Raw genomic sequence first — 19,943 nt, forward strand, 5'->3', positions numbered from 1 at the left:
ATACGGGTGATGATGTATTTGCTGCTTTTGATGGACAGGTACGGGTCGTTAGTTTTGATGGCAGTGGCTACGGGCGTTATATCGTTATCCGGCATTATAACGGTTTAGAAACGTTATATGGTCACTTGTCTTCCCAGTTAGTACAGTCGGGACAATTTGTAAAAGCGGGTGAAAAGATTGGACTAGGGGGGAGCACGGGCCGGAGTACTGGAGCACACCTTCACTATGAATTGCGGTATGAAGGGAATCCTTTTAACCCGTTGGAGGTTTATAAATTTCCGGAAAACGTAATTAAGTCCGACCGTTACCTGCTAACGTCTAAAGCTTGGGATTATCTGCGGGGCGGCGGAAATCGGGTTCAGTACGAGTACAACACGGGTGAGAAATCCAAACAGCACCGTCAGATTCGCTGGTACCGCGTACGTAAAGGCGATACGCTATACGACATTGCTCATCGTTCAGGCGTTTCCGTATCCCAGTTGAAGCGACTGAATGGATTACGGAATAGTAACCTGAGCATTGGTAAAAAATTGCGGGTTAAATAAGCCCATTGGTTTTCGCCAGCAACCGCAGGCATGCGTGCCTGCGGTTTTTTAGTATTTCCCCCCTTCCGGATAGTTGAATTTATGAATTATGGTAGCATTCGCGGCTCCGGGGTCGCCTGTTGAGAGGTTCAGATGTTTTTTCAAAATATAATCAAAAGCGTTCTTTTTTCCCTGTGTTGGATTTCTGCATTGGTGGGTTCCGCCCAGGAAAAGGGAGTTTTCAAAAAAACTCCGGCTATTAAAGCTAAAGTTAATTCTTCCGTTTCCAGCCTTCCCGCCCGGATGGAACCCGTTCCCCTGCTTCATTCGCAACAACCCTTTGAGCCGCATAAAGTACTAAACCCCTTGGTTAGGAGTGTAGTGGATACCATGGTGGCCGCTCAGTTACAGAATGATCAGTTAGTGGTGGAGACGATTCAGGAAATTCGACCGCATGATTCAGAAAGCTGGGCGAAGGTCAGTGAGCGGTATCGGGTGTGGGATGAACACCACGTCAATCCGTACGGGTACGATATTCGGAACTTTGACGCCGCTATTTCCCTTCAGCTGTATGACTCGACTCGTCAGCAGTATTGGTCAGCCCCCATGGAAACGGGTCGACCCACATCAGCCTTCGGTTGGAGACGAATTCGCTGGCATAAGGGCATTGATCTGAACCTGCAAACCGGAGACCCTGTAAAAACGGCCTTCGATGGCCAGGTACGGGTAGTAAGTTACGATAGTAGGGGATTTGGCCGCTACGTAGTGGTACGGCATTATAACGGTTTAGAAACCGTGTATGGCCATTTATCCAAGCAGCTGGTTCAGCCCAAACAACTCGTAAAGGCTGGAGAGATTGTTGGATTAGGAGGAAATACCGGGCGAAGTACGGGTTCACATTTGCACTTTGAGCTTCGTTACGAAGGTCATCCGTTTAATCCGCTGGAAATCTTTGCCTTTCCAGAAAACATGATTCGCTTCAATCAGTATATTCTGACGCCCCGGGTATTTGCTTACGTCACGGGTCGTAAATTTGATGAAGTGCAGGCGGAAGGCGATAGCGAAGAGGAAGAAGTAGAATACCGGGAAACGGATTGGTATACCGTGCGAAAGGGTGATACACTGGACGAAATCTCCCGACGTTCAGGCATCACCATTGGTCGCATCAAAGAATTAAATGGATTACGAACGACCCGACTGCAAATCGGGCAAAAATTGCGTATACGCTAATGAAATTAGATCTATTGGTATTGGCCGCTCACCCCGACGATGCAGAAATGTCCTGCGGCGGTTTGATGGCCATGGAAGTGGCTAATGGCAAAAAGGTAGGCATTGTCGATTTCACCCAAGGAGAACTTGGTACGCGGGGAACGCCTGAAATTCGATTACAGGAAGCAGCCGATGCAGCTCGAATGTTGGGCCTTTCGGCTCGTGAGAACTTAGGATTTCGTGATGGCTTTTTCGTCAATGACGAAGCTCATCAGTTGAAAGTTGTGGAAGTTATTCGTCGGTATCAACCCGAAATTCTGATTGCGAATGCCATCGATGATCGGCATCCCGACCATGGAAAAGCGGCGGCTGTGGCCGAAACTGCTCATTTTCTGAGCGGTCTGCGTCGCATCGAAACGTTCGAACCGGATGGTACGCCCCAGGCTCCGTGGCGAGCGAAACAGGTTTTTCACTATATCCAGGATCGGTATATTAAGCCAGATGTCGTCGTCGATATTTCGGATTACTGGCAACAGAAAGTAGAGAGTATTAAGGCCTATCGCAGTCAATTCTTTAATCCAGACAGCGACGAACCGTCTTCGTATATCTCCAGCAAAGAATTTATGGATTTTCTGGTGGCCCGCTGGCGGGAGCTGGGGCATCAGATTGGGGTAGAATTTGGGGAAGGGTATACTAATTACCGCCAGATCGGTGTGAAAAATCTGTCCTCGCTGATTTAAGTGTAGGCGATAAAAAGGGATCATAGACGCCGGTGGTTTCCAGAGATCGTACTGTAAGCCATCGGCGTTTTGATTTTATAAATCAGAAATGAATCTAACGATTTACACTTTATTTAATATTATAACGCTATTGAAACGTTAAAAAGCATTCTAAAGTTGAATAAAATGCTTTTGGAAGAACTAGGTGAGCAGGACCGAGGTCATGGTCAGGGAGCCACCAACGACTTTGTCATTGAAAAAATGGACCTCATCGGCTGATGTTTGCAGTCCGAGGGTATAGAGCAGGGGATAGTAATGGTCCGGCGTTGGGATGGCCAGTTGAGCAACCGGTCCCAGCTTTTCGTACTGAATCAGCACGTCATGATCACCGGAAACAATGTGTTTTTTAAACGCTTCATTTATGGCAATGGACCAATCGTAGCCGTACTCGGGTTTATTGAGGTGTTCCCAGGCAACCATTCGCAGGTTATGGACCATATTGCCGCTACCCAGAATTAAAACTCCTTTTTTGCGTAAGGCAGCTAATTCTTTAGCTAGAGCGTAGTGATAGCTAGCGGGTTGATTGTAATCGATGCTGAGTTGCAGTACCGGAATGTTGGCGTCGGGATACATGTGACGAACGACGCTCCAGGAACCATGATCCAGGCCCCAGTCGTGATCTAATCCTACGTGGGTGCTCGTGATGAGACGCTGGGTTTCCAGGGCTATGGGTAAGCTGCCCGGAGCAGGATACTGCACGTCAAAAAGTTCCTGGGGGAAGCCTCTGAAATCATGAATAGTCGGTGGAGTCTCCATAGCCGTCACGTGTGTACCCCTAGTAAGCCAGTGAGCTGAAATAACCAGTACGGCCGTAGGGCGGGGTAATTGCTGGCCCAGTTCCCGCCAACTTTGGCTGAAAAGATTGTCTTCTATACCATTCATCGGTGATCCATGCCCCATAAACAATACGGGCATGGATTGAGTGGATGAATAAGAATCCGTTAGATTTTTAAGAGCGTGTAAATCCATATCGGTTAGGAATATATTAATCAAATGTAAAGTAATCGACTGACGTTGAGGGAATTACTTTATACTCACTGATAGTATGAGTTATATGTTTTTACAATATATGTATAAACATATAAAAATAGTAAAAAATTCCCACAAGCTTATGATTAGCTTTGACGCTCCTTCACAACTTTAACCTATGCTCCGGTAGTGGGACTATGAAAATTGGTATCGAGGCCCAACGCTTATTTGACCCCCAAAAGCACGGTTCTGACTTTGTAGCCCTGGATTTAATTCACGCGTTACAAAAGATCGACCGGCGTAATGAGTACTTTATTTTTGCCCGGCCCGATGCCGACCGGGATTGTTTGGCCGAGGCTCCCAATTTCCACGTGGTAGAAATCCCCGGGTATAACTATCTGCATTGGGAGCAAGTACAATTACCGCGTTACATGCGTCGGTTTCAGATTCACGTCTTGCACAGTACTGCCAATACTGCTCCCGTCCGTAGGGAAGTGCCCCTTATACTCAATCTGCACCATATTAATTTCATGGAAGATCGCCGAAAGACGGAAACCCGCTTTCAGCAGTTGAGTAATCGCTATCGGCGTTGGATTGTGCCCCGGGTAGTCGACCAGGCCGAACGCGTCATAACGGTGTCGGAAGACGAGAAACAGCGGATTTTGCAGAAATTTCCTAAAGTGAATTCCGACTGTGTACAGGTAGTCTACAACGGTGTAAACGAAGCCTTTCAGACGGTAGTACCCGAACGACAGCAGTACGTCCAAACGCGTTACCGCTTACCCCAATCGTACGTATTAGGGTTAGGGAGTACGGATCCTAAGAAAAATCTGACGGGTTTAATAGAAGCCTTTTCACAACTAGCGGAAGCATTTTCGGAGGTATCGCTTGCACTATTGGATACCCCAGAATCCTTACTCAATGCCGCTTTAGGCTCACACGTTCGATTGCGTTCACGAATACTAGCACTCGAAAACGTAGCTCATGAGGATGTACCGGCCCTGTATCAATTAGCTTCCGTGATGGTCTATCCGTCGTTACGAGAAAGTTTTAGTGCCCCCGCTTTGGAAGCTCTGGCGGCAGGCGTCCCCTTGGTATGTTCTGATTTGCCTTCGTTACGGGAAGTAGTGGGATCGGCGGCTCGATACATTCAGCCACAGGCTCCTGACTCCATTGCTCAGGCATTAACCGCACTGTTATCCGACGAAAAGCTTCGCCATCAGCTAGTTGAGGATGGAAAAAAAGCCGTGCATCCTTTTACCTGGGAACGCACGGCTCGTCAAATGATCCAGATTTATGAATCATTTAAGTAAGTTGAACTTAAGGAGCTAAGCGTTCGATTGCCCAGCGTTCGTCTTCCGTCCATTCGTACTGAATGCGGTCGTGGAGGCGGGAAGCCCGGCCCTGCCAGAATTCCAGCCGGCGGGGTAAAAGTCGGTAACCGCCCCAATGCGGGGGACGAGGAATGGGCTGGTTGGCAAAGCGATCCATCATTTTTTGTTCGCGAGCTTCCAGGATTGCCCGACTATCAATGATATTACTTTGCGGCGAAGCCCAGGCTCCAATCTGACTGCCTCGGGGACGAACCGCAAAATAGGCGTCTGATTCTTCAGGGGAGACTTTCTCAACAATCCCTTCCACGCGTACCTGCCGTTCGAGTTCAACCCAGAAAAACGTGAGGGCCGCCCGGGCAGAAGAAGCCAGTTCCTGACCTTTTTTGCTTTCGTAATTGGTATACCAGACAAAGCCTCGTTCGTCTACGGTTTTCAGCAACACGATACGGCCCGAGGGCTGACCATCCGCTGTAACCGTGGCCAGGTGCATGGCGTTAGGTTCGGGAAGCTGTGAAGAAGCGGCTTCGGTAAACCACTGACGGAACTGTTCGAGGGGATTAGCGTGTACCGTATTCTGGTCCAGAATACCCCTGGTATAGTTTTCTCGAAGAGCAGATAAGTCCAGCAGGGATGAAGCCATTGGTTTAAATCGTTGGTAAGACGGGCAAAACAAATGCTTAATCCATAGAATTGAGTGGGATTTCCCTGATTTTTATCAAAAAAAATGTTTCAAAACCTTCGGAATCGACGAAGCGACGCAGGCACTGGAGAAATTATTCTATTTTTGCCATTCCAATCAATGGGTAAAGGATTTCAATAATGATTGACGACAACCAACTGACCCCTGAAGAGCAATCTACGGAAGCGAATGCACCGGAAGGCCAATCTGCAGAGGAAACGACGCAACCCGCGGGTACGAGCGAACAACCCACTACTGAAGCATCGACGGAAGAAACGCAGGACGTTCCTGATTTTGGCGTTGAGGCTTCAGCTTCTGACGTACCTGCCTCTGAAAGCGTGACTCCCGATTTGGATTCTACGCCGGAAGTAGTAGCCGAGGCGGCTCCCGAGGTTGCGGAACCTTCTACGCCTACGTACGATACGAACGAATCAGAAGTCGTAGAAACGCCCGACGAACGCCCAGATGACACTACGGAAGAATCGGAAGAAATGCTTGAAACCCAAACCGACTACACGCATTGGTCGAAGCAGGACCTGGTAAATCTGGTGGAAACGACCCTGACGGCCGTGAAAGCTGGCACGGCCGACCTCAAGGTGACCGACGCCATGTTGCGGGAAATCCGTCCGGTATTCGATCATTTCAAGGTGACCGAACGTCAGGAAGCACTTCAACGATTCATCGAAGAAGGAGGTGAGGAGGAAGGCTTTGCTTATAAAGCGGATGACTTAACGCAAAAGTTTGATCAGCTCTATGGTCAGATTCGTAGCGAACGTTCGCGTCAGTATCAGCAGGCCGAGAAAGCCCGTGAAGATAATTTTGCCAAGAAAACCGAGTTGCTCAACAAGCTGCGGGATCTGGTTGAAAATGAAGAAAAAAGCGGAGCAGGGGAGAAAAGCTGGGAAACCTTCAAACAGATCCAAACGGACTGGAAAGGTGCCGGCAACATTGCCTCAGCTCATAATAATACACTTTGGCAAACCTACCACGCTCTGGTAGACCGGTATTTTAACAACCGTAATATCTATTTTGAGCTGAAGGAACTGGATCGCAAGCGAAATATGCAATCCAAAATCGAGCTGATTGAACGTGTAGAAAAAACCGTCGCTTCCGTACAGGGTGGTGAGGAAGTTTCCGGTAAGATGCTCGACGAAGCTAACGAACAGTTCGAGGAGTTCAAGCACATCGGTCCCGCACCTAAGGAAGTAAACGAAGAACTCTGGCGTCGTTTCAAGGCGGCTCTGGATGTTTTATACGGTAAGAAACGCGAGCAAAACGAAACGAACAAAGTACAGGCTGAAGAAATCTATAAGCTCAAGCAGGAAATTGCTTCTCTGGCCGAAACCTTTACCAGTTTCCATTCCAATTCGATTAACGAATGGAATGATAAAACGAAAGCATTGCTAGCCGTTCAGGATCAGTGGAATGCGGTTAAAGGGCCGATGCCACGGGACAAAGGACGGGAGATGAGCCAGAAATTCTGGGCTGATATCAAAACGTTCTTCCGTAATAAGGGTGAATTCTTCCGGCAGCTCGAAGCTAAACGCGACGAAAACCTGCGGCAGAAAACGGCTTTGTGCGAACAAGCAGAAGGCCTGCTCGAAAGCGGAGATGATTCAGCGGAAGCGACCAATACCATCATTGAGTTACAGCGTCGGTGGAAGTCTATCGGTCACGTACCCGAAAAAATGAGGGACAAAATTTTCGACCGTTTCAAAAAAGCCTGTGATGCCTTCTTCGAGCGGAAGCGTAACAAGAACGCCGGTATCGAAAAAGAATACGAATCGAACCTGGAGCAGAAAAAAGCACTTTGCGAGGAGATCGAAACGCAGGCCAAATCCGGCGAAACCGATCTGGAAAAGCTCAATGCGTTTAAAGCTCGCTGGTCTGCGATTGGCTTTGTACCTCGCAAAGAGATGCAGAACATTCAGCAACGATATATCAAAGCCGTGAACAGTTACGTAGCGGCGATGGGTAAACTGAGTGCTCACGAAAAAGAACAACTCGTGCTGGAAAGCGAAGTAGAACTCATCAAGCAGGATCGCGGTCGGGGCGGCTCGGGTGATCTACGCGGACGGGAAAACGATATTCGCCGTAAAATCCGTACGCTGGAAGACGAAATCGCCCAGATGGAAAATAACCTGGCCTTTTTTGCCAACTCGAAAAATGCCGATAAGATCAAGCTGGATTTTGAAAAACGGATTGATCGTTCGCGTAAGGACCTCGAACAACTCCAGCATCAGCTACGGGTCGTACGGGAAGCCGAAGATTAGTAAATCAAAAAAAGCCTCACCGATACGTGAGGCTTTTTTGTAAAAAGATCTTTGGGAATCAGCTATTTACAAAGCAGGTCAAAAAAAATATAGCTGCAAGGTTGACAAGGGCTAAAAATTACTTTAGTTTTGCGGCACGTTTGAAGGAAAACAACACCGACAAACAAAATAAAGAGGCCTCCTTAGCTCAGCTGGTAGAGCAACTGACTTGTAATCAGTAGGTCATTGGTTCGATCCCGATAGGGGGCTCTTTTAAAGGTTACGTTGCGAAACGTAACCTTTTTTTGTTGTCTGTGGTATCAGTGATGGTGGGTATCCAGGCAGGGGTCGTTCGGGCTTTCCGTTTCGAGCGTAGCATGTTGGATGGACAGGTGCTCTAGCGAATGCCGCAGCTCCTGTTTGACCTGGTACAGTTCAGTACCGCTCAGTTCGGTAGCTACCACCACGTGGGCCGTCAACGCATTTTCGGTTGTACTCATGGCCCAGATGTGCAGGTGATGGACATCGAGTACCGCAGGATTTTTCAGCATTTGACTTCGAATGGTTTCGGGGTTTACATTAGCAGGTACCCCATCCAGCGATAGCACCAAGCTATCCCGCAAGAGAGACCAAGTACTCGCTACGACCACCACGGCTACGACCAGACCAAGTACCGGATCCAGCCAGTACCAGCCCAGTCGGGGCATCAGTACCCCCGCAACGACTACAGCGGCTGAAACCAGGGCGTCAGCCATCAGGTGTAAATAAGCTCCCTTCACATTCAGATCGTGTTCTTTCTGCCGGAAAAACAACAGAGCCGTTAGTGTATTGATCAGAATGCCAACCCCAGCTACCAGAGCGATGGTATCACCGGGTACGGTTTGGGGACTGTAAAAACGTTGAATGGCTTCGTAGCCAATACCGCCCATGGCCACGAGTAATAGTACGGCATTGCCCAGCGATACCAGCACAGTACTTTTTTGAAATCCGTAAGTAAAACGGGACGTTGGCTGAGCTTTGGCCAGCCGAAAAGCTAACATCGACAGTAATAAACCCGCTACGTCCATTAAATTATGACCTGCATCCGTAAGTAGGGCTAAGGAATCGGTATACAAACCTGCCGCTACTTCGACGAGTACGAAGGCCGCATTCAGTCCAATCCCCACTTTAAACGCCCGATTGATTTCGGCGGGGGCATGACTGTGGCTATGATCGTGGGAGTGACCCATTTGGTAGGTGTTTAAGGGCTTACGTATAATCTTTTTATTACTTTGCCGTAAAAGTATCGGTAGGAATCGTGCAACAGGGAATCAAAAAGAGGGTTTGTGAAGAAAGTCCCGTTTGATGTACGCTGGCCTTTTCTTTGCTCGTTGCTAAGCTTATAACTTGTACTGTATGAAATCAATTATTAACGGGGTGCTGCTTACCGGACTTGCGGGGCTACTCAGTTCGTGCTGGGCACCCAAGTGTCCGATGAAAAGTTGTCACGTGAAAATGGAGCACCGCCACGAAGGAAGGATTTACCGGGGGAGTTCCATCTTCGCTTCTCCTACGCACAGCTTTGGGTGGAAGATGAAAAACGCGAGGGGCGAAGCTGAAGAAAAATCACTGTACAGGGAGAACAAAGATCCTAAAACCAAGAAGAAGTTTAAAAAACTACTTCCCTGGGAAAAAGTATAGGCGAAAACAGAAGGCCCGTGAGCGTGGAAAAAAAGGCCAAATCAGGCCCTTTGTCTTGCCGTTGGTGTATTCTTTTAAAAATACAAATAATAACGTCTTAGCGAGCCTGATTTGTTGGGTAAATCTTTGAAAAAACGGCAAAAAATCAGTATTTTTGGTACTTCTTACATAGAATCCCTCATTTGATCGGGAAATTCTGCAATTGATTTAAAATGGCTGAAACTACAGAAGACCATCTGCCCGAAAACAGTAACTCAGGTAACATTATTCCCATTAACATCGAGGACGAAATGCGGGGTGCCTACATCGATTATTCGATGTCGGTTATCGTGTCACGTGCCTTGCCCGACGTACGGGATGGCTTGAAGCCCGTACACCGCCGGGTGCTTTTTGGGATGGACGAGTTGGGCGTTAATTACAATCGAGCACATAAGAAATCAGCCCGTATTGTTGGAGAAGTTTTAGGAAAATATCACCCACACGGGGATTCCTCGGTTTACGATACCATGGTACGTATGGCCCAGGACTGGTCCCTGCGATATCCGTTGGTCGACGGTCAGGGTAACTTTGGTTCGATTGACGGCGATTCACCGGCGGCGATGCGTTATACGGAAGCCCGTCTGAAACGGATCGCCGAAGAAATGTTAGCCGATTTGGGTAAAGAAACGGTTGACTTTCAGAACAACTTCGATGATTCGTTGCAGGAACCCACGGTAATGCCCGCTAAAATCCCGAACCTGTTACTGAATGGTTCAGCCGGGATTGCGGTCGGTATGGCCACTAACATGGCTCCGCACAACCTCACGGAAGTAGTGGATGGGATTGCCGCCTACGTGGATAATCCGGAGATTACGATTGCCGAACTGATGCACCACATCAAAGGCCCTGATTTTCCAACGGGTGGTACCATCTATGGTTTAAGTGGAATAAAGAATGCGTTTGAAACGGGCCGGGGACGTATTGTCATTCGGGCCAATGCTACGTTCGAGCAAACCAAGACGGGCAAGGATCAGATTGTGGTGACGGATATGCCGTACCAGGTCAATAAAGCCGTTCTTCAGGAAAAAATTGCCGAACTGGTTGAAGATAAAAAGCTGGAAGGAATTTCGGCCATTCGCGACGAAAGCTCCAACCGCGAAGGAATTCGTCTGGTGATTGAGCTGAAACGGGATGCCGTGCCCAATGTGGTACTCAATAACCTGTACAAGCATACACCCCTGCAAACGGCGTTCAGTGTCAACAACGTGGCTCTGGTGAAGGGTCGTCCGATGACGCTCAACCTGAAAGACATGATTCGGCATTACGTCGAGCACCGTCTGGATGTGATCGTTCGCCGGACGCGTTATGATCTGAAGGAAGCTCGTAAGCGGGCTCACATTCTGGAAGGTCTGCTGGTCGCTCTGGATCACCTTGATGCCGTTATTGCCCTGATTCGGAATTCACGCGATCCGGAAGTAGCGAAAGCTGGATTGATGAACGGATCCTTCATGACCACCGCTCAACGCGAGGCGTTCCTGAATAATCCGGATCGTAGTCTGCAAATCGTTGATACCTTTAAAAATGAGGAAGCAAACAACCTCGTTCTGAGTGAAGCACAAGCCAGGGCTATTTTGGATATGCGTTTGCAACGTCTGACGGGTCTGGAACGCGATAAGATTCAGGAAGAATACAACGAGCTGATGCGTTTCATTGCTGATATGGAAGATATTCTGGCTCGCCCCGAACGTCAGTATCAGGTCATCAAAGACGATCTGACCGAGCTACGGGCTCGTTACGGCGATGAACGTCGCACGCAGATCTCGCACGCGGACGACGAACTGTCCATTGAAGACATGATTGCCGATGAAGAAATGCTCATTACCATTTCTTCGCAAGGTTATATCAAGCGTACACCACTGGTGGAATACCGGACGCAAAGTCGTGGGGGCGTTGGAGCCCGGGGTGTCAAAACCAAGGACGACGATTTCACCGAGCACCTCTTTACGGCGACCATGCACAATTACCTGCTGTTCTTTACCGACACGGGTAAATGCTTCTGGTTACGGGTATTCAACGTTCCCGAAGGAAACAAAGTAGCCAAAGGACGTCCTATTCAGAACTTACTCAACATTGAAGCAGGTGATAAAATTCGGGCGGTCATCAACGTGAAAACGCTCACTGATCCGGATTACATCAACAATAACTTCATTGTGATGTGTACGGAACAGGGTACGGTGAAGAAAACTTCGCTGGAAGCTTATTCACGTCCCCGCCAGAACGGAATCATCGCCGTGAACATCAACGAGGGTGACCGTCTGCTCGATGTAGCTCTGACCAACGGGAATAACGAAATTATTATCGCCGTTGATGCCGGACGTGCGGTACGCTTCAATGAGGAAAAAGTTCGTCCGATGGGACGTACGGCTACCGGCGTGAAAGGCGTTGAACTGGCCGACGATGAAAAAGTAATTGGCATGGTGTGTGTAGTCGATCCGACTACGGCCCAACTGCTGGTGGTTTCCGAACAAGGGTACGGCAAACGATCGGATATCGAAGAGTACCGTCTGACCAACCGGGGAGCGAAGGGCGTAACTACCCTGAAAGTAACCGACAAGACCGGTAAGCTGGTCGCCATCAAGCAAGTAAGTGACCGGGATGATTTGATGATCATAAACCGTTCGGGGCTGGCTATTCGCTTTGCGGTGGCCGATCTCCGGGTCATGGGTCGCAATACGCAGGGCGTCCGCCTGATTAACCTACGCAACGGAGATGAGATTTCGTCGATTACTAAAATCGAAAATGAAGAGCTCATCGAAGGGGTAGAGCCGGAGGGGGAACAGCCTACAACGCCGCCTGAAGAAATAACGGAGGCATGATTTTTTTGAACCTTGGGGATTAGTCTCCAAGGTTTTTTTATTCGGGGTATACTTTTACTCGTTTCGGGAAGTGTGCACCAAATCTATTGCTGTGTACGTTTTCTTGAAAGCTAGAAAATCCTTTACTTCGCACAGAAAAGCAACTAAACCAAAATTAGTAGTACAATGAATAAACTCATTCTTCCGGCCTTTTTAGGCCTGTTATCAGCAACCGCTTACGGCCAGAACAGTGCATTATCGGCAATGGAAAGCGGTAAGCTCGACAAAGCAAAGGAGGAGATAGATAAAGCGGTTCAGGACCCTAAGTCAGGTGCCAAGCCTAAAACCTGGTTGGTAAAAGGTCAGGTATACGAAGCACTGTCTACGGATAAAAATTTGGCAGGTCTTGATTCCATGTCTTCTCTGGCTGCTTACGAAGCTTACAAAAAAGCGATCGAACTGGATACGAAAGAAGGCAAACAGGGAAGTACGGCAAAAGATGCTCAGAAAGCAATCGTCATGGCTCCCGATGCGAAAGAGAAAGTTCGGTTGTATTACGGTTTGATCGGACAGGGAAACGCTAAGTACCAGAACAAAAACTTCCCTGATGCTCTGAAGCTGTTAAAAACGGCCATGGAAGTCGATCCGAAGGATAGTACGGCGGCTATGTTCACGGGTATTGTAGCTCAACAAACGGGTGACAATGTAACGGCGAAAGAAGGTTTCGGAAAATACCTCGAATTAGGCGGTAAAGATCCGGTAATTTTCTACACGTTGTCAAACATTCACCGTACGGAGAAAAATGACAATGAGGCCATCAAGGTACTTAACCAGGGCATCGCTGCCAATCCGGAGAGCAAGGATTTGAAAAATGAGAAAATCAATATCTATCTGAGCTCTGGACGTACGGATGAAGCGATCAATGACTTGAAGTCTTTGGCGGACAAGGACCCCAACAACGTACAGAACGTTGTAAACCTGGCTATTTTGTATGACAACGCCGCTCAGACGACGCAAGAAGAGCTTAAGAAGTATGCTTCAGAAGCTCGGAAAGGTGGCGATTCAGAGAAAGCTGTTAAAACGGCCGAAGGTGATGTCAAACTGTACCAGGACGAAGTAACCCGTTTGTCAGCAGCCTTGAAGAAGAAGCCGACCGACAAAGAATTGAAACGTCAGCTGGGTGAGGTAAAAACGAAATTAGCCGATGCTCAGAAGAGTTTAGCTTCAGCTACCCAAGCGAAAGCAACCTCTGATCAGGCCAATGCGGGCAAAGTAGCCGAAGCACAAGCTAAAGTAGCTGAGCTTACCAAGAAATTGGATGAGCAAAAAGGTCAGGCGAAAGCAGGTTACGAGAAAGCTTTGCAAATTGAGCCCAACAACTTCGACGCCAACTATAACATGGGCGTATATTACTTTAACGAAGGTGTACAGGTGAAGAGCAAAGTAGATGCCATGGATATGGCTTCTTACAATAAAGAAGGTAAAGCTGTAGAAGAAGAAACCGTAGCGAAGTTCAAGCAAGCGTTACCGTATTTCGAAAAAGCCTGGGCCGTTAAGCAGGAAGAAGCGTTAAAGACTAACTTGCTGCAAACGTACAATATCCTGAAGCAATTGGATAAAGGCACCAACTACGACGCGAAAATTGCTGCTCTGCAGTAATCATTTCAATTCATACGTTGGTAATAAAAAAAGCTCTGCGAGAATTTCGCAGAGCTTTTTTTATTACTCAGTTAGCTAAATGAGGGATTGTTATCTAGCTGTAGGGTGTATGTAATTTACATTATTTAACATAATATAAATTATACAACAAATGTAACTAATTGATAATAAGCTAGTTCATGGATATGTATTCGTATAAAGAATAAAGGCTAGTATCGTTAAAAATCCTAACCTAGCGATAAGAAAAAGGTTGAAAAAGAAATCGATCAGGAAGACCAGCTGAAAGTTTTAATGAATGTATTGAGCTAAAAAATTGTCGCACGAATCCTACGTATTATACGAAATTCATCGGCCATTTAACTTAATCATTTTACAGATTAGCATGATATAGCCGTGCTGGCATTTCTCAAGGATCGCAGCTAACATTCCAGCGAATCTGAATCAGTCATCGCTGGTATCAAAAAGAATAGTCTGTAGACTGGTAATATCTGTTGTCACCAGTCTACAGATGAAGAGACTTATCCTTCCTGTAAAATGGATTCCAGGTCAGCCGGCGAGTAATTAACGGATTTGAGCGTCTTATGATCCGATTTACGATAGACGAGCCATTTGCCATTATCTTCATGATAGGCGGCTTCTGTACCATCTTTTGCTAGGTAGAACGCAACAGTAGCTTGAGCCTCGGCTTCAGTAGAGCAGGCCTTGCTCATGTTGGAGCGGTGTACCTCGTTAAAAAGCTCTACAAACTTCTCTCCCAGACCGAACTCTAGTACTGCTCCCGAAAGCACGTATTGTAAATCACACAAGGCATCAGCTACACCCACGAGATCGTTCGCTTCTACGGCTTCCCAGAATTCTTTTAGTTCTTCTGCTAACAAAGCGTACCGAAGTTTTGATCTTTGTTCAGAGGGGATCTGTGGATCATCTAGTACTGGAGCATGAAAAGTACGATGAAATTCAGCTACTTGTTGAAGAGAATTAAGTTGATCCATGTTGTATAATAACCTACTTTATGTTTAATAAGCGTTTTTTTAGGATGAAGAAAAGCCTTCGTTCATCAGCCAAATGTTCGGCTTGATGCTTCAAATATACGCTTCCCTCCCGCCCTTTTACCAGCATAAACCGTTCTTAGCTACTTCAACCTACCCCGTTCCACGGAAATACGACAGCTAACCTATTCTAAATTAACGACTTACGATTCACGTGGAACAGTTATTTTTTTATTATAAGTAATGTATTGATAAATAGGCATTTAAGTAGATATAGCTCAATTATCCCTGTATTCTATCTATAGTTGACATAAGGACTATTCTAAGGATTATCTGTTGATCTAAAGCTCAATGTATCCGAAACCCCGTCTACCTATATGTTAATAGCTTGTTGCTTGAAACGGCAGATGTGGTTACCAATGTCCTCTCTATTACTGATAATAGCTTCGCGTACTTCTTCATCCAATTCCAAGAGTCGTGATCACACTGAAGATTGGTGGTACGGCGGCTTTGAATGGCTTAATACCATCACACCTATCGCAGTAACGCTGGTAGTTAATGACCGTTGTTTGGGATGTCAGGTGGTGAATCAACTGATTGGGTCCATCTCATGACTCGAACTATTCGGGCCATCGATTCTAACAGAACGGGATGATAGTATAGGTTAGTACTAGTGTTGTAATCCCAATGCGGGGAATCATACTTCTGGTTGTTTGAATAAAGTGCGATCCGTTTGGGTTGAACCTACACATGTAGAGTAATTCATGTCCTTGGTATCAATCCTGTTTTTTTCAAACCTTTAGAATCGTATACATAAGAGAAAGCTTCCCCTATTATTTTCTGAGGAGCTGTTGTAGTTGATCGCCAAGGATTCGAACCCTGAATAAGAGAACCAAATTTTCCTATATTCCATTATACCAATGCTGTCGCGTAGCACCTAACTAATAGTCCATATTGAATGAACATTCATTTTTAAATAACTACAAACTTACAGTTGATAGAAAGGACGAGCAGCATTACATAATTTCCTGCCAGGTTTGATCCGAGTAAAACACAATCATTTTGACGACATGTTTGGAATCTAAGGTCTGGTGTTCTTCCACACGAGAATGAGCTAGATCAGGCTTGCCCACGAATGTATTTCGTTTAGCGGAATCTGGAAGCTTTGCTGCTGCCGGAAATTCAGTAATAAAGGAAGCGGGTGGTGTCTTTGCTACGTTTCGTTGTTCTGGAGAATCATCGCAAAGCCATTCATAGGTAATTTCAGGATATTGCTTGACAACTTTTCGGGCAATATCCATACTGAGCCGGTTACGCTCAGAAAGAATATGAGAAATACTGGACCGGGGAATTCCGATCGTATCGGCGAATTGAGCAGCGGTTAAATTTTTGGATTCCAGTAGATGAAGGATCTTCTCTTTGTCAGTCATATAGAATAACAATTGTGACTTATTACTGGGTCAAATGTATTTCACTTTTGTGAATTAACCAAATTATGGGGTAAACAGTTGTAAATTTATAAATGTGAATACATCGAAACTAATGTAAATTTACTTTTGTACTAGAATAAGTGAGAGTAACTAATTGATTATCACTGTAATTTATTATTGTAAATAAGTTAATTCATAAATGTAACACGGGGATAAGTTAATAAAAAAGGAGGGCATCTACCCTCCTCTATTCATTTATTAGGTATAAGACGATACTTATACTGCCACGTTGTTTTCACGCAGAGCCTGATTAAGGGATGTTTTCAGGTCCGTACTTTCTTTACGTTTGCCAATAATGAGTGCACACGGAACTTGGTATTCCCCCGCTGGGAATTGTTTGGTATAGCTACCCGGAATCACCACGGAGTTTTCAGGAACTCTTCCAATGTATTCAACGGGTGAATCTCCGGTAACATCAATGATTTTAGAGCTACCTGTAATCACCACACCAGCACCCAATACGGCTTTTTTACCGATATGAGCCCCTTCTACTACGATACAACGTGAACCAATGAATGCTCCGTCTTCAATAATTACAGGGGCTGCTTGGGGCGGCTCGAGTACACCACCGATACCAACGCCTCCACTTAAGTGAACGTCCTTTCCAATCTGAGCACAACTGCCAACCGTAGCCCAGGTGTCGACCATTGTACCGCTGTCTACATAGGCTCCAATATTAATATACGAAGGCATTAAGATAACACCCTTAGAAATATAAGAACCATAACGAGCAACGGCCGGCGGTACAACTCTTACGCCTAGTTGATCGTAACCAGTTTTCAATTTCATCTTGTCGTGATACTGGAAGATACCAACTTCCTGTACTTCCATAGATTGAAGGGGGAAATACAAGACGATTGCCTTTTTTACCCATTCGTTCACTTGCCACTCACCGTTAGCAAGTGGTTGGGCAACTCGAAGTGTACCCTTGTCCACTTGTTCTACGACTTGTTGAATGGCGTCTTTAGCAGAAGCGGTACTTAACAATTGACGATCGTCCCAGATTTGTTCGATCGTGGTTTGCAATTCATTCATGGTGTAAATATATATTTACTGTAAAGGTAAGATGAAAGGACGAAAGGAAGTAACGTCATTTTGTCACTTTGTAAAGTACAAAAAATCAAGAAATAAGGATTGAATATTTTATAAAGACTAGTGTGCTTAATCAACAGATTGTTAGGTGTTTGAATAGTGTATTAGATTTTCTTATGGATATTGTATAGTACAATTTAGAATATTATTCTTCTTCCTAATAAAGGATTTGGATTATAAGCACAACGTAAGATAATTCTTCAAGCTGTACGTAATATCGATCAATAAATTCAGGATTCAGTCCCTCCTACTGTAATTGATAAAAATATAATACCAGGCTTGATAAGTAGTAGAGAGTGTTTTAAATGAACTTGTGTTCCAAGCAATTTATCTGATAAGCTCAGAAGCTCTATGTAGCAGTGAATAGAATCTTTAACTTTAATAAGTAGTAGACGTTCTATGTCCATTATTCCCTCAATAGATACCTTTTCTATCACAGTTCTTTGAAAAAGACTTGGTTATTACCTCTAATGATTATAATCTTCTTTCGTTCAATTCGATTATACGTATTGTTTAAATCATGTACAACAATCTCCTTCTCTACGTCACTAATAATAGTTTAGATAGAGCTACTTTATTTAGCATAACATTTAGCTAAATTACTAAAAAACAGAATTACTAACAATATTAATACTAAAAACGGATTTTGCTAACATTTTACTGCTCGTATACTAAATATATCTCTTTCATATTACTAAATATTGAAATTCGAGCAAATCAATTAATTTCTTTAATATTGCAACGAAAACCATAATCTATTTTCAACATGGCCAAAGTACGTGTCGCAATCAACGGTTTCGGACGCATTGGAAGACTCTCCTTCCGTCGTTTGCTAGAAAAAGAAAACGTTGAGATTGTTGCTATCAATGATTTAACAGATAATGCAACCCTAGCTCACCTCCTTAAATACGATTCAGTACACGGTAAATTCCCCGGAACCGTTGAATCAGATTCAGAGAGCCTAACTGTTAACGGTACTAAAATTCACGCTTACGCTGAACGCGATCCTAAACTACTTCCTTGGGGAGACCTTAATATTGACGTAGTCATTGAATCAACGGGTCGTTTTGTTGATGAAGCGGGTGCCGGTCAACACTTGACTGCTGGAGCTAAAAAAGTAGTTATCTCTGCTCCTGCTAAAGGGAACGTTAAAACCATCGTATTGGGAGTTAACGACGATACGCTGAGCCCAGATGACAAAATCATCTCAAACGCTTCCTGCACGACCAACTGCTTGGCTCCTATGGCCAAAGTTATCGACGATGCATTTGGTATCGAAAAAGGCTATATGACAACCGTACACGCGTATACGGCTGATCAGAACCTGCAAGATGCTCCTCACAGCGATTTACGTCGTGCTCGTGCTGCTGCTCTTTCAATCATTCCGACTTCTACGGGTGCTGCTAAAGCAATCGGTCTGGTACTGCCTAACTTGAAAGGTAAACTGGATGGTTCAGCTCTCCGCGTACCTACCCCTACGGGCTCGGTAACGGATCTGACACTGGTGCTGAAAAAAGAAGCTACAGCTGAAGAAATCAATGCTGCTATCAAAGCAGCGGCTGATGGTCCAATGAAAGGATACCTGTTCTACGCAACGGATCCCATTGTATCTGCTGACATCGTAGGCGATTCTCACTCTTGCATCTTCGACTCAGAATTAACTTCTAGCCAAGGTACACTCGTGAAAATCGTAGGTTGGTACGATAACGAAGCTGGTTACTCTAGCCGTATCGCTGACTTAGTAGCTAAGATTGGAGCTTAATTCCTACTAGCATCCGGTTTTAAATAAAAAAGCCTACGTCTTGCGACGTAGGCTTTTTTATTACAATTCATTAAGATCTGCCACTACAAACGTACTTCCACCCACCACAATTAAATCGCTAACCGCTGCCTGCGTGCGAACGTAAGCCAGTGCTTCGTTCACATCGGGTATGGTTTCTCCAATTAAACCGTACTTAGCCGCTAGTTTCTGTAATGCTTCCGCTGGCAAAGCCCGGGGCGTTGAGGCCTGACAGAATACGTATCGGGCTTGGGTTGGATATAAAGGAAGTATCTTCGACAAATCTTTATCCGCTACAAAGCCCAGTACAAACCACAAATGCTCATAATGGATGGAAGCAATCGTTTTGATCACTTCCCGAATACCGGGTTCATTATGGCCCGTATCTGCATAAGTTAAGGGCTGTATAGAGAGCTGTTGCCAACGTCCTTTCAAACCCGTCAAGGGTACTACCTGTGCTAAAGCTTTCTGCGTATGTTCCTGAGTAAGGTCATAGCCTAACTGAGTCAGCACACGCGTCGTTTCCAATACACCTAAGACATTTTTAGACTGGTAGCTTCCCAAGAGATCCAGTTCTATAGTCTGAGCCGCTTCCATTGATTCGATGGTAAGCACTTTTTTTCCTGCCTTTATTGCTTCCGCTTGTACAGTGTAACGGTCTGAGGCGAACACC

General features: G+C 45.7%; 16 protein-coding genes and 1 tRNA gene. 10 read left to right on the plus strand and 7 right to left on the minus strand.

Annotated elements, in window-relative coordinates; genetic code table 11:
* The 3 genes from ACOJTG_RS18590 to bshB1 all read left to right on the plus strand — a co-directional run.
* Positions 1-545 (plus strand): peptidoglycan DD-metalloendopeptidase family protein (locus ACOJTG_RS18590; protein WP_420155193.1); only part of this gene is annotated, 545 nt, incomplete at its 5' end.
* A gap of 282 nt (positions 546-827) precedes the next feature.
* Entirely contained in the window at positions 828-1,754 is a 927-nt protein-coding gene (locus tag ACOJTG_RS18595; RefSeq protein WP_420155194.1) for a peptidoglycan DD-metalloendopeptidase family protein, read from the plus strand.
* Positions 1,754-2,473, plus strand: coding sequence for a bacillithiol biosynthesis deacetylase BshB1 (gene bshB1 / locus ACOJTG_RS18600; RefSeq protein ID WP_420155195.1), 720 nt, complete (start codon positions 1,754-1,756; stop codon positions 2,471-2,473). Before ACOJTG_RS18595 ends, bshB1 begins: the two co-directional genes overlap by 1 nt.
* A gap of 180 nt (positions 2,474-2,653) precedes the next feature.
* Here the strand turns inward: bshB1 and ygiD are convergent, their stop codons facing one another.
* The gene (gene ygiD / locus ACOJTG_RS18605) at positions 2,654-3,481 is read right to left on the minus strand and encodes a 4,5-DOPA dioxygenase extradiol (RefSeq protein WP_420155196.1); all 828 of its coding nucleotides are present in this window, start codon (positions 3,479-3,481) and stop codon (positions 2,654-2,656) included.
* 197 nt (positions 3,482-3,678) lie between these two features.
* Here ygiD and ACOJTG_RS18610 point away from each other — a divergent pair, with 197 nt between their 5' ends.
* A complete protein-coding gene (locus tag ACOJTG_RS18610) occupies positions 3,679-4,794 on the plus strand; it encodes a glycosyltransferase family 4 protein (RefSeq protein ID WP_420155197.1) in 1,116 nt (371 codons plus the stop codon).
* A gap of 7 nt (positions 4,795-4,801) precedes the next feature.
* Here ACOJTG_RS18610 and pdxH read toward each other — a convergent pair whose 3' ends face one another.
* Entirely contained in the window at positions 4,802-5,455 is a 654-nt protein-coding gene (gene pdxH / locus ACOJTG_RS18615; RefSeq protein ID WP_420155198.1) for a pyridoxamine 5'-phosphate oxidase, read from the minus strand.
* A 179-nt stretch (positions 5,456-5,634) separates the two neighbouring features.
* Here pdxH and ACOJTG_RS18620 point away from each other — a divergent pair, with 179 nt between their 5' ends.
* Together ACOJTG_RS18620 and ACOJTG_RS18625 are read left to right on the plus strand one after the other, a co-directional pair.
* Positions 5,635-7,767 carry a DUF349 domain-containing protein gene (locus ACOJTG_RS18620; protein ID WP_420155199.1) on the plus strand — a complete coding sequence of 711 codons (2,133 nt, stop codon included), beginning with the start codon at positions 5,635-5,637 and terminating at the stop codon, positions 7,765-7,767.
* 176 nt (positions 7,768-7,943) lie between these two features.
* Positions 7,944-8,016 (plus strand) — tRNA-Thr (locus ACOJTG_RS18625).
* Between the two features lie 50 nt (positions 8,017-8,066).
* Here the strand turns inward: ACOJTG_RS18625 and ACOJTG_RS18630 are convergent.
* Positions 8,067-8,975, minus strand: a complete 909-nt coding sequence (locus ACOJTG_RS18630; protein WP_420155200.1) for a cation diffusion facilitator family transporter — start codon at positions 8,973-8,975, stop codon at positions 8,067-8,069.
* Positions 8,976-9,141: 166 nt separating this feature from the next.
* Between ACOJTG_RS18630 and ACOJTG_RS18635 the strand changes: the two genes are divergently transcribed.
* From ACOJTG_RS18635 to ACOJTG_RS18645, 3 genes are all read left to right on the plus strand, one after another.
* On the plus strand, positions 9,142-9,426 hold the full coding sequence (locus ACOJTG_RS18635; protein WP_133163334.1) for a hypothetical protein: 285 nt from the start codon (positions 9,142-9,144) through the stop codon (positions 9,424-9,426).
* Between the two features lie 212 nt (positions 9,427-9,638).
* Positions 9,639-12,281, plus strand: coding sequence for a DNA gyrase subunit A (gyrA, locus tag ACOJTG_RS18640; RefSeq protein WP_420155201.1), 2,643 nt, complete (start codon positions 9,639-9,641; stop codon positions 12,279-12,281).
* Positions 12,282-12,446: 165 nt separating this feature from the next.
* Positions 12,447-13,919 carry a tetratricopeptide repeat protein gene (locus ACOJTG_RS18645; RefSeq protein ID WP_420155202.1) on the plus strand — a complete coding sequence of 491 codons (1,473 nt, stop codon included), beginning with the start codon at positions 12,447-12,449 and terminating at the stop codon, positions 13,917-13,919.
* A gap of 518 nt (positions 13,920-14,437) precedes the next feature.
* Here the strand turns inward: ACOJTG_RS18645 and ACOJTG_RS18650 are convergent.
* From ACOJTG_RS18650 to ACOJTG_RS18660, 3 genes are all read right to left on the minus strand, one after another.
* On the minus strand, positions 14,438-14,911 hold the full coding sequence (locus ACOJTG_RS18650) for a nucleoside triphosphate pyrophosphohydrolase family protein (RefSeq protein ID WP_094810372.1): 474 nt from the start codon (positions 14,909-14,911) through the stop codon (positions 14,438-14,440).
* A gap of 1,013 nt (positions 14,912-15,924) precedes the next feature.
* On the minus strand, positions 15,925-16,338 hold the full coding sequence (locus ACOJTG_RS18655) for a helix-turn-helix domain-containing protein (protein WP_420155203.1): 414 nt from the start codon (positions 16,336-16,338) through the stop codon (positions 15,925-15,927).
* A 276-nt stretch (positions 16,339-16,614) separates the two neighbouring features.
* Positions 16,615-17,433: a 2,3,4,5-tetrahydropyridine-2,6-dicarboxylate N-succinyltransferase gene (locus tag ACOJTG_RS18660; RefSeq protein WP_420155204.1), complete on the minus strand. Its 819-nt coding sequence runs from the start codon at positions 17,431-17,433 to the stop codon at positions 16,615-16,617.
* 823 nt (positions 17,434-18,256) lie between these two features.
* Between ACOJTG_RS18660 and gap the strand changes: the two genes are divergently transcribed.
* Positions 18,257-19,252, plus strand: coding sequence for a type I glyceraldehyde-3-phosphate dehydrogenase (gap, locus tag ACOJTG_RS18665; protein ID WP_420155205.1), 996 nt, complete (start codon positions 18,257-18,259; stop codon positions 19,250-19,252).
* 60 nt (positions 19,253-19,312) lie between these two features.
* On the opposite strand, the gene ACOJTG_RS18670 is transcribed toward gap, so the two are convergent.
* On the minus strand, positions 19,313-19,943 hold a 631-nt coding region (locus ACOJTG_RS18670; RefSeq protein ID WP_420155206.1), incomplete at its 5' end, for a glutamate ligase domain-containing protein.

It is taken from the genome of Siphonobacter sp. (genome assembly GCF_048595215.1).
Classification (GTDB): Bacteria; Bacteroidota; Bacteroidia; order Cytophagales; family Spirosomataceae; genus Siphonobacter.

Bases quoted from the DNA above. Each gene is read 5' to 3' on its own strand.
- pdxH (WP_420155198.1), bottom strand. From the start codon at position 5,455: ATGGCTTCATCCCTGCTGGACTTATCTGCTCTTCGAGAAAACTATACC.
- gyrA (WP_420155201.1), top strand. From the start codon at position 9,639: ATGGCTGAAACTACAGAAGACCATCTGCCCGAAAACAGTAACTCAGGT.
- ACOJTG_RS18645 (WP_420155202.1), top strand. From the start codon at position 12,447: ATGAATAAACTCATTCTTCCGGCCTTTTTAGGCCTGTTATCAGCAACC.
- bshB1 (WP_420155195.1), top strand. From the start codon at position 1,754: ATGAAATTAGATCTATTGGTATTGGCCGCTCACCCCGACGATGCAGAA.
- ACOJTG_RS18655 (WP_420155203.1), bottom strand. From the start codon at position 16,338: ATGACTGACAAAGAGAAGATCCTTCATCTACTGGAATCCAAAAATTTA.
- ACOJTG_RS18620 (WP_420155199.1), top strand. From the start codon at position 5,635: ATGATTGACGACAACCAACTGACCCCTGAAGAGCAATCTACGGAAGCG.
- ACOJTG_RS18650 (WP_094810372.1), bottom strand. From the start codon at position 14,911: ATGGATCAACTTAATTCTCTTCAACAAGTAGCTGAATTTCATCGTACT.
- ACOJTG_RS18635 (WP_133163334.1), top strand. From the start codon at position 9,142: ATGAAATCAATTATTAACGGGGTGCTGCTTACCGGACTTGCGGGGCTA.
- ACOJTG_RS18610 (WP_420155197.1), top strand. From the start codon at position 3,679: ATGAAAATTGGTATCGAGGCCCAACGCTTATTTGACCCCCAAAAGCAC.
- ygiD (WP_420155196.1), bottom strand. From the start codon at position 3,481: ATGGATTTACACGCTCTTAAAAATCTAACGGATTCTTATTCATCCACT.
- ACOJTG_RS18630 (WP_420155200.1), bottom strand. From the start codon at position 8,975: ATGGGTCACTCCCACGATCATAGCCACAGTCATGCCCCCGCCGAAATC.
- gap (WP_420155205.1), top strand. From the start codon at position 18,257: ATGGCCAAAGTACGTGTCGCAATCAACGGTTTCGGACGCATTGGAAGA.
- ACOJTG_RS18660 (WP_420155204.1), bottom strand. From the start codon at position 17,433: ATGAATGAATTGCAAACCACGATCGAACAAATCTGGGACGATCGTCAA.
- ACOJTG_RS18595 (WP_420155194.1), top strand. From the start codon at position 828: ATGGAACCCGTTCCCCTGCTTCATTCGCAACAACCCTTTGAGCCGCAT.